This window comes from Micromonospora sp. DSM 45708, from assembly GCF_039566955.1.
Taxonomy (GTDB): domain Bacteria; phylum Actinomycetota; class Actinomycetes; order Mycobacteriales; family Micromonosporaceae; genus Micromonospora.
Map to the genome: position 1 here is coordinate 4,551,614 of NZ_CP154796.1, position 12,867 is coordinate 4,564,480.

Annotated in this window: 11 protein-coding genes; 5 read left to right on the forward strand and 6 right to left on the reverse strand. The window is 73.5% G+C overall.

Translation table 11 applies throughout. The features are described from left to right. Positions 1-134: 134 nt before the first annotated feature. On the forward strand, positions 135-1,559 hold the full coding sequence (rox, locus tag VKK44_RS19220; RefSeq protein WP_343442512.1) for a rifampin monooxygenase: 1,425 nt from the start codon (positions 135-137) through the stop codon (positions 1,557-1,559). A 136-nt stretch (positions 1,560-1,695) separates the two neighbouring features. Here rox and VKK44_RS19225 read toward each other — a convergent pair whose 3' ends face one another. From VKK44_RS19225 to VKK44_RS19245, 5 genes are all read right to left on the reverse strand, one after another. Continuing rightward, positions 1,696-3,159 carry a multicopper oxidase family protein gene (locus VKK44_RS19225; protein ID WP_343442513.1) on the reverse strand — a complete coding sequence of 488 codons (1,464 nt, stop codon included), beginning with the start codon at positions 3,157-3,159 and terminating at the stop codon, positions 1,696-1,698. Between the two features lie 144 nt (positions 3,160-3,303). Continuing rightward, positions 3,304-4,023 (reverse strand): glycosyltransferase, encoded by a 720-nt coding sequence (locus VKK44_RS19230; protein ID WP_343442514.1) that lies wholly within the window; start codon positions 4,021-4,023, stop codon positions 3,304-3,306. A 5-nt stretch (positions 4,024-4,028) separates the two neighbouring features. Then, a complete protein-coding gene (locus VKK44_RS19235; RefSeq protein WP_343442516.1) occupies positions 4,029-4,655 on the reverse strand; it encodes a class I SAM-dependent DNA methyltransferase in 627 nt (208 codons plus the stop codon). Continuing rightward, entirely contained in the window at positions 4,652-5,413 is a 762-nt protein-coding gene (locus VKK44_RS19240) for a PIG-L deacetylase family protein (RefSeq protein WP_343442518.1), read from the reverse strand. Before VKK44_RS19240 ends, VKK44_RS19235 begins: the two co-directional genes overlap by 4 nt. After that, complete coding sequence (locus VKK44_RS19245; protein WP_343442520.1) at positions 5,407-6,369, reverse strand: acyl-CoA dehydrogenase family protein; 963 nt, start codon at positions 6,367-6,369, stop codon at positions 5,407-5,409. The genes VKK44_RS19240 and VKK44_RS19245 overlap by 7 nt, the downstream gene beginning before the upstream one ends. Before the next feature lie 275 nt (positions 6,370-6,644). Here VKK44_RS19245 and ppk2 point away from each other — a divergent pair, with 275 nt between their 5' ends. Both ppk2 and VKK44_RS19255 read left to right on the forward strand, forming a co-directional pair. Next, positions 6,645-7,556: a polyphosphate kinase 2 gene (ppk2, locus tag VKK44_RS19250; RefSeq protein ID WP_343442522.1), complete on the forward strand. Its 912-nt coding sequence runs from the start codon at positions 6,645-6,647 to the stop codon at positions 7,554-7,556. A 505-nt stretch (positions 7,557-8,061) separates the two neighbouring features. Next, positions 8,062-8,466: a YunG family protein gene (locus VKK44_RS19255; protein WP_343442524.1), complete on the forward strand. Its 405-nt coding sequence runs from the start codon at positions 8,062-8,064 to the stop codon at positions 8,464-8,466. Positions 8,467-8,503: 37 nt separating this feature from the next. Here the strand turns inward: VKK44_RS19255 and VKK44_RS19260 are convergent, their stop codons facing one another. After that, positions 8,504-10,594 carry an NACHT domain-containing protein gene (locus VKK44_RS19260; RefSeq protein ID WP_343442526.1) on the reverse strand — a complete coding sequence of 697 codons (2,091 nt, stop codon included), beginning with the start codon at positions 10,592-10,594 and terminating at the stop codon, positions 8,504-8,506. Between the two features lie 257 nt (positions 10,595-10,851). Here VKK44_RS19260 and VKK44_RS19265 point away from each other — a divergent pair, with 257 nt between their 5' ends. Together VKK44_RS19265 and VKK44_RS19270 are read left to right on the forward strand one after the other, a co-directional pair. After that, on the forward strand, positions 10,852-12,000 hold the full coding sequence (locus VKK44_RS19265; protein ID WP_343442528.1) for a sensor histidine kinase: 1,149 nt from the start codon (positions 10,852-10,854) through the stop codon (positions 11,998-12,000). After that, positions 11,988-12,626 (forward strand): response regulator transcription factor, encoded by a 639-nt coding sequence (locus tag VKK44_RS19270; RefSeq protein ID WP_343442530.1) that lies wholly within the window; start codon positions 11,988-11,990, stop codon positions 12,624-12,626. Before VKK44_RS19265 ends, VKK44_RS19270 begins: the two co-directional genes overlap by 13 nt. The last annotated feature ends 241 nt before the right edge of the window (positions 12,627-12,867 follow it).

Below are 12,867 nucleotides of genomic sequence, written 5' to 3' on the forward strand. Positions count from 1 at the left end.
GTGACCCGGCCCGAGGAGGTGAGACCCATGAACCGTATCGATGTGGGTGCTCCCCCTCCGGTCCCGGTCGGGCGACCGACGTAGGTGTCGCCGGGAGCGCCTCGCCATCATGGCGCTTCCCGAAAGGCAACATCATGTTCGATGTGATCATCGCCGGCTGCGGGCCGGCCGGTGCGATGCTGGCCGCCGAACTACGGCTGCACGACGTACGGGTACTGGTCCTGGAGAAAGAAACCGAGCCCGTGTCGTTCGCCCGCATCGTCGGTCTGCACATCCGCAGCATCGAGCTGCTGGCCATGCGCGGGCTGCTGGCGCGCGTGCTCGAACGCGGGCGGCGGCGTCCGGTCCGCGGTTTCTTCGCCGCCATCGACAAGCCCGCGCCCGAGGGTCTGGACTCCGCGTACGCCTATCTGCTGGGCATCCCGCAGCCGGTCGTCGTCCAGTTGCTGGAGGAGCACGCGGTCGCACGGGGCGCGCAGGTCCGGCGCGGTTGCGCGGTGGTCGGCCTCGCGCAGGACGACGACGGGGTGACCGTCGAGCTGGCCGACGGGCAACGGCTGCGCGCACGCCATCTCGTCGGCTGCGACGGCGGGCGCAGCACGGTGCGCAAGCTGCTCGGCGTCGGCTTCCCCGGCGAGCCCGCGCGGAACGAGACGCTGATGGGCGAGATGGCCGTGGGCGTGCCGCCGGAGGAGATCGCCGCCCGGGTGGCCGAGCTGCGGGAGACCGAGAAGCGGTTCCTCGTCGGGCCGGTCGGCACCGGGGTCTACCGCGTCATCGTCCCCGTCGCGGGCGTCAGCGACCGCGCGAAGCCGCTCACGCTGGAGGACTTCCGACGACAGCTACGCGTCGTCGCCGGCACCGACTTCGGCGTGCACTCCCCGCGCTGGCTGTCCCGCTTCGGGGACGCCACCCGGCTCGCCGAACGCTACCGCGTCGGCCGGGTGCTGCTGGCCGGCGACGCGGCCCACATCCACCCGCCCATCGGCGGGCAGGGTCTCAACCTGGGCCTCCAGGACGTGGTCAACCTCGGCTGGAAGCTGGCCGCGCAGGTCCGGGGGTGGGCGCCGGACCGGCTGCTCGACACCTACCAGGCCGAACGCCGGCCGGTCGCGGCGGACGTGCTGGACAACACGCGCGCCCAGACCGAACTGCTGTCCGCCGGGCCGGGCCCACGGGCCGTGCGCCGGCTGCTCACCGAGCTGATGGACATCGACGAGGTGAACCGCCGCCTGGTCGAGAAGATCACCGCGATCGGCGTCCGTTACGACCTCGGCGAGGGACCCGACCTGCTCGGCCGCCGCCTGCCCGACCTCGACGTGCGGCAGGGCCGCCTCTACGACCTGCTGCACGACGGCCGCGGCCTGCTGCTGGACCGCACCGGACGGTTGACCGTCGGCGGCTGGTCGGACCGGGTCGACCACCTCGGGGATCCCGCGGCGGCGCTGGACCACCCGGGCGTCCTGCTCCGCCCGGACGGCCACGTCGCCTGGGTCGGCGACGACCAGCGGGACCTGGACGCGCACCTCTCCCGCTGGTTCGGCGCGCCACGCCCGTAGTCCCCGAGCGGCAACCCGGCCGGGCAGCCGCCGGCCTGACGGTCGGCCGCTCGGGCTCCGGCGTACCCCGGGGACCGGACGTGACCGACGTCCGGTCCCCGGGCCGCCCGCGTACCGGCGATCCGTTCGGGACGGATCAGACGATCTTGAGGTTGGCCATCATGCCCATCGCGCTGTGGTCGACCATGTGGCAGTGATAGGGGTAGACGCCGCGCCAGGTGTCGAACGTCGCCTGCAACCGCACGCTCTGCCCCGGCCAGACGATCACGGTGTCCTTCAGCCCGGACTCGGTGGGATCGGCCGGTGCGCCGTTGCGGTCGAGCACCCGGAACTGCACCAGGTGCATGTGGAAGTTGTGCGGCATGACGACGTTGGCGTTGGTCACCGTCCACTCCTCGGTGCTGCCCCAGGCGATGGTGGTGTCGATCCGGGCCGGGTCGAAGACCCTCCCGTCGATGTACGCCCGATGCCCGCCGGAACCCACCTCGTCCATCCGCAGCTCGATGCTGCGGCGCACGGTCGGCGTGGGCAGCGGCGGCAGCGTACGCAGCCGCTGCGGCACCGACGTGCGGTCCGGTCCCTTCGCCGGTACGACGTCGAAGCGCATCACCTGGCCCACCTGCTCGGCCGGGCCGGGGCCCATCAGGTTCTGCAGCACCACGGAGGTGCCCGGCTGGTAGCGGGCGAAGTCGACCACCACGTCGAGCCGCTCACCCGGCGAGAGCAGCACGTACGGCATGGTGACCGGCGCCTCCAGCAGGCCGCCGTCGGAGCCGATCACCGTGATGTCCCCGCCGTCGGCGAGCCGCAGCAGGTAGAACCGCAGGTTGCTGGCGTTGACCAGGCGCAGCCGGTAGCGGCGGGCCTGCACCTCGAAGCGCGGCCACGGCCGCCCGTTCACCAGCAGGGTGGTCCGGCTGTCGGCGTCGTCCATGGTCCAGACCAACTGGGCGTTGTCGTCCAGGTGCGCGTCGCGCAGCACGAGCGGGACGTCGAACCGGCCCCGGGGCAGCGGCAGCGCCGCCTCGGTGCGGTCGGTGAGCAGGTAGAGGCTGGCCAGGCCCCGGTAGAGGTGCTCGGCCTCCATGTGGTGGGTGTGGTCGTGCATCCAGAGCGTGGCGTGCGGCTGCCGGTTCGGGTAGGTGTAGACCCGCTCGCCGCCGGGCGGGATCGTGGCATCGCCCGAGCCGTCGTCGCCGGGGGCGGTGGCGCCGCCGTGCAGGTGCACCGCCGTGGGCATGTCCAGCCGGTTCCGCTGACGGACCACCACCCGCCGACCCGACGTGGCGTGGATCGTCGGGCCGGGCAGGTCGCCGTTGTAGGTGTACACCTCGGTACGCGTGCCGGGCACGATCTCCAGTCGCCGCCGGTGCATGGTGACCGAGTAGTAGTCGGTGGTGGCGGTCCGCAGCACCGGACGCAGGGACTGCGGCACGGTCAACGGAACGGTGAACGGGGTCACGGGCGTGGCCGTCGGCGCGGCGGTCCCGGCCGTGGCGGGAGCCGCGCCCCACTGCCCGGCCAGACCGGCCAGGCCACCGGTCGCCCCGACGATGCCCGACGCCGCGCCCAGGCGCAGCAGTTGACGACGAGTGGACAAGGCAGTTCCTTCCCCGAGGGGTGCGAAAGGTTCCGGCAGCCGCCGTCGGGCTGGTGGGCCGGGCGGTCGTCGCAGGCACGATGATCCCGGGGATTCCGTCGGGAGGAGACCCCTATCGACCGCACATCCGGACCGGTCCTCCCCTTAGAGGCTCCCCGCGACCCGGGTCGCGGCATGGTCACTCAAAGGTGCCGGGACCGTCGGGGTGTCGAGGGCATCGAGGTAGCGGGCGAAGCCGTACGGGGCGCGGGCCTGCCGCCGGGCACTGGTCCGGACCGGGCAGCCCGGGTCGGCGACGACCCGTACGGCATGCCGACGACCCCGCTCGACCAGGTCGTGGTCCTCGCCGTGCGGCAGGTCGGCGAACCCACCCAGCCGCTCGTAGGCCGGGGCGGCGCAGCCCAGGTTCGCACCGTGGACGTGTCGATGCCCGGTGCTGGTCAGATCCCGTCGGTACCGGGTCTCGAAACGCTCCCGGACCTGCTCGGAGCGGGGTGCCCAGTCGGTCACCCGCACGGTGCCGACAAGCAGGTCGGTGCCGGCGCGGGCGTGGCGCAACTGCCAGCCGCCCCACCGCCGGGGCACGCGGCTGTCCGCGTCGGTGGTGGCGAGCCACAGATCCCGCGGGCCGTGGCGCAGCGCGTGCGCCATGCCGACCGCGCGAGCACGGCCGACGTTGCGGGCCCGCACCGTCAGCACGACGGCGCCGAGTCGCTCGGCGACGGCGGCGGTCCCGTCCCGGCAGTCGTCGGCCACGACGATCACCTCCGACGGCACGGGCAGGCGACGGAGCGCACCGAGGACCGAGGTCAGGCAACCGGGCAACAGTTCCTGCTCGTCGTGGGCGGGCACCACGACGGCCATCCGCCTCACCACAGACCCTCGGCCTGCGCCACGGAGCGGGCTGGCGGCGGCACGCGGAGGAAGACGTCGAGCAGGAAGTCCGCCTCCTCGTGGCGTGCCGTCCGCACCAGCCCGTCCACGTCGTCGAGCAGCCGGTGCACGTCGTCCCCGCCACGGGCGTGCTCGGCCACCGCTGGCCGCCAGTGCACGGCGACGAGCGTGCCACCCGGTTCGAGCGAGCCCACCGTCCGGGTGGTCAGCAGGTCCAGCCCGGCGTCGTCGAAGTAGTAGCCGAGCTCGGAGAGCACGATCAGATCGAAGCGGGCGTCCGCCACGGCCGGCCACTCGTCGGGAACACGCATCCGCTCCACCCGTACGTGGGCCTGGTCCGCGAGCCGCTGCCGGGTGCTCGCCACCGGCGCGGCGGCGATGTCGACGGCCAGCAGCCGGTCGCACCGCTGCGCGAGCCGGCGGGTGAGCATGCCTGTCGAGCATCCCGGTTCGAATGCCGACCGGTAACGCCGACGAGGCAGACAGGCGACGGTCAGCTCGTGCTTACGCTGGTCGTACCAGCGGGTCTCGAAACTCCACGGGTCGTCGGCCTCGGCGTACATGTCGTCGAAGTACTCGGCTGGGGTGCCGCGTGAGCTCATGGCACGAACACCGTTTCGTAGGGACGCGCGAAGCGTGCGAGAACGTTCGGGGGGAGGATCGCGGCGTCGGCGGGCGCCGGTCCGAGTGGCCGGATCTGGCTACGAAAGGCGTCGATCGCTGCCCGCTTGGCCGATCTGGCCGCCTCGGTCAGGTCGATCCGGCGCGCGCGGTGCCACGGCACCTCGGGATCGTCCGGCTCGGCCCAGTGCCAGGTCCAGACGGGGAACTCCAGCAGCGTCGCGCCGGTGCGCAGGCAGGCGACCGCAGCCGCTCGTCCGACCGCCTCGTGGTCCGGGTGGCCGTCGCCGTGCCAGGTCGTGACGCACCACCGGCCGGGTGCCAGCCGGGCGGTCAGCGCGTCGGTGAGCGCCGTCTCGTCGACCGCCCCGTCCGGGTGCCCGAGGTGCGCGATGGCGGCGGGGGCGACCCCGAGCAGCCCGCACGCGGTGGCCGTCTCGGCCCGCCGGATCGCGGCCAGCTCCGCCGGTGTGTGGACCGTCGAGCCGGGATGGGAGGCCTCGCCGTCGGTGACGACCGCGATCTCGGCTCCGGCTCCGGCTCCGGCTCCGGCTCCGGCAGCGAGCATGGCGACCAGGCCGCCGACGCCGAGCACCTCGTCGTCGGGGTGCGGGGCGACGACCAACGGCGGCGCCGTCGGCGCTCGACCGTCCAGGGACAGCACGGGCCAGGTGGCCGGCGCCGGCCACGCGCGCCACGCCCGCTCGTCCGTGCCCGCGCCGACGATCGGCCTCACCATCCGGGATCTCCGACCGCCGTCACCAGCTCGCCCAGATGAGCGAGGTCCGCCTCCGCGTGGCTCTGCCGCAGATACACCGTCAGGTCGGCGACCCGCCTGGCGTGGTCGGCGTCCTGGCACAGCGGGCCCGCCCCCAGCGCCCGGCCGACCCGGTCGACGACGGTGGTGGCGCTCGCCTCGACGGTGGCGCGCACCTGGTGTGCCAGCCGGTCGGCGTCGCCGGTGGGGTTCGCGTCGATCTCGTCGGCGGCGGCGAACAGGACGCCGCGGGCGGCGGTCAGGGTCGCGTCCACCGCCCCGAGGTGCGCCATGGCGTGCGGGCCGAGGCGGCGGCGCCGCGCCGCGTCGTGCAGGGCGTCGGCGATCCCGACCGCGCCGCCGTACCAGCACGCCGCCACACCCGCCCCGCCGTGCCAGAAGCCCGGCCGTGAGGTGTAGCAACCGGGCCCGCCGACACCGACGGCGGTAACCCCGTCGAAGCGGACGGTTCGACTGTCACTGGCGGCCATGCCGACGGCGGGCCAGGTGTCGGCCAGCGGGGTGACCCCGGCCGCGCCGACCTCGATCGAGAACAGTCGTACGCCGTCGTCAGCGGTCGCGGTCACCAGGGCCCGGGACAGCAGACCCGCCCCGGAGCACCACGGTCGGTCCCCGGTCAGCCGCCACCGGTCTCCGTCCCGGGTCGCGGTGACCGAGGCCGGCGCGGCGGCCCAGACGCCCCACGGCTCGCGGCGCCACGCCGGGGCGATCGTCACCCCGAGTTCGGCGAGGATCGCCAGCGCGTCGGCGTGTCCCTCCCCCAGCCGGGCCAACGCCGGGTCGGCGCGACCGAGCTCGACGAGGCACCGGAACCGCTCGTCCGTCCGTCCGCCACCGGGCAACGGCAGGTCGAGACGCCCCCCGAGCACGGCCGATCGGAACGCGGCAGCCGTGGGCTCGCCGCCCGTGGTCGTCATCGGCTTTCCGCCACGGTGAGCGCCTCCCCGACCGCGCCGGCCGGTGCCCGGCCGGTCCCGCCGTCGACGACCGGGAACGTCCCCGGACGGCCGATGGTCATCGCGCACTCCCCTCCGGTGACGTGGCGACCCGAGTGGGCCGCGGCCGGAAGATGCCCCTCGCATCGGGGTCGAAACCATCGCCGGTCACCGGGTCTGAGGGGCGACCTGAACGCCACCTGGGAGTTGTGGTCCGGCCGCATCGAGGCCGGCACGGCGGGGTAGGTACCAGCGGTATGGCCGACACCGCGCTGCTGGACCTCGCCGCCGACTACCAGGTACACGAGGGATACGACGACGACCCGGTGCTGCTGCTGCCCGACGGCAGCCCGGTGGAGACCTGGCGCGACGGCTACCCGTACGACGAGCGTCTCGACCGGGAGGAGTACGACCACCAGAAGCGGTTGCTCCAGATCGAGCTGCTCAAGTTGCAGGACTGGGTCAAGGACACCGGCGAGCGGCTGGTGATCCTCTTCGAGGGCCGCGACGCCGCCGGCAAGGGTGGCACGATCAAGCGCTTCATGGAGCATCTCAACCCGCGCGGCGCGAGCGTGGTCGCGCTGGAGAAGCCGGACGTGCGCGAGGCCGGCCAGTGGTACTTCCAGCGCTGGCTGGCGCACCTGCCGGCGGCCGGTGAGATCGTGCTGTTCGACCGGTCCTGGTACAACCGGGCCGGCGTGGAACGGGTGATGGGCTTCTGCTCCCGCAAGGAGTACCTGGAGTTCCTGCGGCAGGCCCCGGACCTGGAGCGGATGCTGGTGCGCTCCGGCATCCGCCTGGTCAAGTTCTGGTTCTCGGTGTCCCGCAACGAGCAGCGCACCCGGTTCGTCATCCGCAAGGTCGATCCGGTGCGTCAGTGGAAGCTCTCGCCGATGGATCTCGCCTCACTCGACCGCTGGGACGACTACACCGAGGCCAAGGAGGCGATGTTCTTCTGGACCGACACCGCGGACGCGCCGTGGACGGTGGTGAAGAGCAACGACAAGAAGCGGGCCCGGCTGGAGGCGATGCGCCACGTGCTGCACCGCTTCGACTACGCCGACAAGGACGAGGCCGTGGTCGGCACGCCGGACCCGCGCATCATCGGGCCGGCCGGGCTCGACCTCGACCCGGAGGACCAGCCGGTGCCGATCTTCCCCCGCCCCTGACCCGCGCTGGGCGCCCGCGTCGGCCGGTCAACGCCAGGCGGGCGGCGCTTGCCCGTAGGCGGGCGGCAGGTGCGGCCAGCTCAGCGCACGGGACGGCGCGGATCGTCGACCCGCAGCACGTCGGCACCGAGCGCACCCAGCATCCGGACCGGCGATGACCCGGGTCAGGTCGAGCACCCGCACCCCCGGACGCCGGCAGCCGACCCGGTGCGACCGGCGACACCGGCAGCGGTCCACGGCTCAGCGGCACCATGTCGACCAGCGGCGACGCCAGCGGGTCCCGGCCGTCCGCCTCCCAGTGGGCCCGGGTACGAGCGGCCACGGCCAACCCGCCTGCGGCGTACACCGCACGCCCGACCTCCCCCGCCGGGCGGCCGGCCCTCGCCGAGGCGTTCCAGACCATCTCCCCCGTGCTCCTCGCCGGGTCCTTGACCCTCGACCTGCTGGAGGGTCCACCCTGCACAGGTGACACCCGGAGAAGCTGGCAGGGCGAGGAGAGCACCCGATGACGGACCTGGAGCGGCTGCGGTCGGCACTACGCACGAGCTGGGGCGCGGACACCTGCGATCCGCACGACGTGCGGGACTGGCATCCGGGCAACCCGGCCCGTGGCCAGTGCGGGGTCACCGCACTGATCATCCATGACCTTCTCGGCGGTGAACTCGTTCTCGGCGAGGTCGTCGTCGGGGGCGTCAAGGTCGGTCACCACTACTGGAACCGGCTGCCCGACGGCGACGACATCGACCTCACCGCCGACCAGTTCCACCCGTGGGAGACCGTCGTCGGCGCCCGGGTGCAGCAACGTCCGCCGGGACCGCCCGGACGATGCCGGCAGCAGTACGAGTTGTTGCGAGGACGGGTGCTGTCCGGTCTCGACCGGACCCGGCGGGAAGAGACCGGCGCGGCGTGACGGACCGGCGCGGTGAGCTTCCAGCGCCGTAGCCGCGTCACGGGACAGCGGCGCCGGCCAGGCGGCGCCGTAGCTCCTCGTGGCGGAACCGGTAGACCGGACCGGCCTGTCGCAGGATGCCCCGCTGGCGGGCGTCGTCCAGGAATCGGATGACGCGCCAGGGCAGACGGCCGGTCACGGCGAGGTACGGCCGGGTGAGGGTGCTCCAGGAACCCCACGCGGTACAGGTCAGGACGTAGGCCAGCCGGGCGGGTATCGCCATGCCCGCGGCGGCGAGACCGACTGTCACGCCGCCGAACGCGCCGAAGGCCCCGCCGATCCCGACGACGCACGCCAGCGTGACGACGCCCGAGCGCAGCAGGACGCTGCGGCGACTCGACCCGAGCGACGCGTGCGGGCTGCTGATGAGTTCGGGCTCGGCCGGGATCTCGACGGACCGCAGCAGGATCACGGTGATCGCGGTCGACAGCGCGACCGCGATGGAGGGCACGGTGCCGAACGCGAAGGCGAGCGACCATCCGCCGGCCGACAGGAGGATCACCTTCAGCGGCAGAAAGGACGCCTTCGCGATGAAGAAGACGACCACGAAGTCGCGGAACTGGTCGCGGAGACGTCCGTGGAGACGCACCTGTGTCCGCATGGGTGGCGCGCCCCGGGCCGGCCAGCCCGTGTACAGGCCGCCGACGAGCGCCACCACCCCGGACAGTGCCACGCCGGGCCGGAGCACCGCGTCGCCTCGGCCGCCGAAGTGACTGAACAGCACCGTGAGCAGTGTGACGGTGAGCAGTGCCGCCAGCCCGTGTACGGCCCCGCAGCACAGCACCCGGACGGCCCTGGGCACCTGGTCGCGGAGCTGCCACCAGGCCAGGTCCCCGCTGCGGGACCCGCCGCCGTAGCGGGCGAGACACGTCAGCCACGGGCGCGCGGCCTCCGCCGTCCAACCGTTCGGTGACCGGTGGCGGTAGACGGCCGGGACGAAAGCCGTCAACAGGTGCTGCCGGAGGTCGTCAGCGGTGGGAAAGCGATCCCGGTCGAGCAGTTCGGCCGGATCGTGGCCGTTGTCGGAATAGCCGGTCCGGGCCAGGTAGACCATGAGGGGCGTGCTCAGCGCCCCGGCCAGCGCAGCGGCGGCCGGGTCGCTGGCGTGCCGGCCAAGCCGGGCGAGCACCGGGCCCCACCCGCCGCGGTCGGTGTCGGTTGCCGTGGGCGACGGACGGCTGGTGCGACGGAGGTAGTGGGCCAGATCGGTCGGCGTCAGGCCCGGTAGTTCGATGCCGGCCGCCCCGGCCAACACGGATCCGTCGGCGACCGTCGCCTCGTACTCGGCTGCTCGCGACGTCAGGACCAGCGGCACCGATGCGGCGAGGTTCATCTGCTCGATCGCCAGTTTGCGCAGGCGAGGTGGCATGTCGTCGAACCCGTCGAGGATCGGCCAGACGTGCCCGCCGCCGACCAACCGCGCGGCGACCCCGGGTCGGTCCGGGCCGGCCAGCTCAGGATGGTCGTGGGCCAGTTGTGCGACCATCCAGTCTCGCAGGGGGTCGGCGGGATCCCACGAGCAGGCGTGGAGCACCACCGGCACCGGACCACCAGGACGACGGACGTCCAGCAGATCGAGGGCGAGCCGGGTGACCAGTACGGTCTTGCCGGCCCCGGCCGCGCCGAGGACGACCAGCCGACCAGACGGGATCCGGCCGTGAACCCTGGCGATGTCCGCTGAGGTTCCGGCCAGCCGCAGCGGGCCGGGCTCGGCGCCGGGGCGGGCCCGGCGGATGTTGGACCAGTGGTCGAGCAGTTTCCCCGGGGCCGGCCGGAACCGCACCAGCATCGCGGGTGGGGCCTGCACCCGCCGTTGCTCCTCCGCCTGGACGTACCGCTCACGGAGGGCCCGCGCCAACCAGTCGGCCGCTTCGTCGAGGTCGCTCGGGCGCCAGGTGACCGAAGGCGCCGCCGACTTGTCGCGGACCCCGACGGCGACGGCCGCCACGCCGAGGAGCCCGGTCGCCGTCCAGACCACGGGGGGCCACCAACTCGCCGTCACCTGCACGGTGCTGGTCGCCAGATTGCCGACCACCGCCAGCACCACCGGGACCGCGGCCACCAGGATCGACCGACGCCACCCGCGCATACCGGTCCTCCATCGGTGCCGATCGTCGTGCCGCAACACCCTACAACGCACTGTCGAGCGTGGACCTGCGTCGGCGGGAACGCTCCCGGCGGGATCGGCTCGCGGCGACGGACGTCAAGTGGCGGAAGCGGTCGCTCCCCGCACCGGCCGGTCGATCCGGGCCGCCGAACGGCCTTGACCATCCGGTGCAGTGATGACCATCGTTGAGAACGACTGCCAGAATGACCGGCGTGTCATTGCTCGGTCACTCTGCGACCATGACCGATGTCACGGGGGAGGGCCGGGCGAACCGGTTCATGCTGGCGCTGCTGGCGCTGCATCGGTTCACCTGCCTGGCTCCGGCGGTCGTCACCTGCGCCTACGGCGCGTACCGCAGCGCCTGGACCAACCTCGGCCTGCTGGTCGCGGCGACGGCCTGGAACGTGGTGCTGTTCGGGGTGGCCCGGCGGCGGGGCTGGTTCCCGGCGGCGCTGGTGCACTTCGACGTCCTGCTGGCCGGCACGGTGCTGGTGGCGGTAACCGCCAACCTGACGACCGGCGTCACGGCCCCGAACTGGGGCAACCTGGTGGTGCAGGCGAGCGGATCGCTGGTGGGGGCGGCGCTGACCCGCCCCTGGGCCGTCGCGGGGAACCTGCTGGTGCTGATGCTCATCCAGTCGCTGGTGATCGTCGCCGTCGGGCCGGGAACGGGCCCCTCGGTGCCGGCGCTCGTCCACGCGGTCAACGGCGTGGCCTGCTTCGCGCTGGTCGCCGGCTTCGCCGTGCGCTACCTGCGTCGCACCGGACGCAACCTCGACCGGACCAACGCGCAACGGTTGGCGGCCGAGGCCGACGCCGCCGCCGATCACGCCCGTTTCGTCACCCGGCTCGCCCACCACCGGACGCTGCACGACACGGTGCTGACCACGCTGACGTTGATCGCCCGCGGCGTGGCCGACCCGGCCCGGCCCGAGGTACGCCGGCGCTGCGCCCGCGACGCGGAAGTGGTCCGGGGGCTGCTCGGCGACGGCTCCGACGTGGAGTTCGGCACGCTCGGCGAGGCGCTGCGGGACGTGGTCAGCGAGGCGTCCCTGCTCGGCCTGCGGATCCGGTACCAGGGGGCGAGCGTCCCCGCGGACGTACCGCCCCAGGTCGTGGCCGCGCTGCGCGCGGCGACGCAGGAGGCACTGAACAACGTGGTCAAGCACGCCGGTGTGGATCGTGCCTGGCTGACCGTGACCGTGGAGGGCCGGCTGCTGCGGGTGACGGTGGTCGACCGCGGGCGCGGCTTCCACCCGGCGGAGGCACCCGTGGGCTTCGGCTTCCGGCACTCGATCGTCGACCGGGTGGCCGAGGTGGGCGGCCGGGCCCGCGTCTCCAGCGAGCCGGGGGCCGGGACGTGTGTGGAGCTGACGTGGACCGGCTGATCCGGGTGGCGGCCGTCGACGACGACCGGATGCTGCTGGAGGGGCTGGACGCCTGGCTGGCGGGCGTCGGCGACCTGCGGCTGGTCCGCACGGCGGCCACGGTGGAGGGCCTGCTGCGGACGTTGACCGAGCCGATCGACGTGGTCCTGCTGGACCTGGTGCTGCGCGACGGCAGCGACGCGGCGGAGAACGTGCGGCGGTTGGTGACGTCCGGCCGCCGGGTGCTGGTGCTCAGCGTCTGGGCCCGCCCCGACCAGGTGGTGGCGACGTTCGCCGCCGGGTGCAGCGGGTACGTGACGAAGGACCACGACCTGGGGGCCCTGGCCGCCGCGGTGCGGGACGTGGCAGCGGGGCGGCCCGCGTTCTCGTCGGAACTGGCGTTCGCCTGCCTGGGTGACGCCCGGCCGACCCGTCCCCGGCTGTCCCCCCGCGAGCGCGGCGTGCTGCTCGCGTACGCCTCGGGCATGACGCTCACGGCCACCGCACGGCACCTGGGCATCAAGCCGGAGACCGCCCGCACCTACCTGGACCGGGTCAAGGCCAAGTACCACGACCTCGGCCGGCCCAGCCGCACGAAACTCGACCTCGCCGACCGGGTCCGTGAGGACCGTCTACAGGCCGGCTGAGACGGCCCCGGGCACCCACGAACCGCCCGACCGCCGTCCTCGCGGACGTCCGCTGTCCCCCACCCGGGGGACAGCGGACGGGTCGGTCCGTCCCCCGAACATCCGGCATGACGAGATCGACACACGTCGCTAGCTTGGGATCGCACAGCGTCGCCACACCGTCACCCGGGGGTTCGGGGGGCCGGTCCCGTCGGCGCTGGCACTCCCCCACCGGTCGTCCGAGGAAAGGCCACCGCATGCC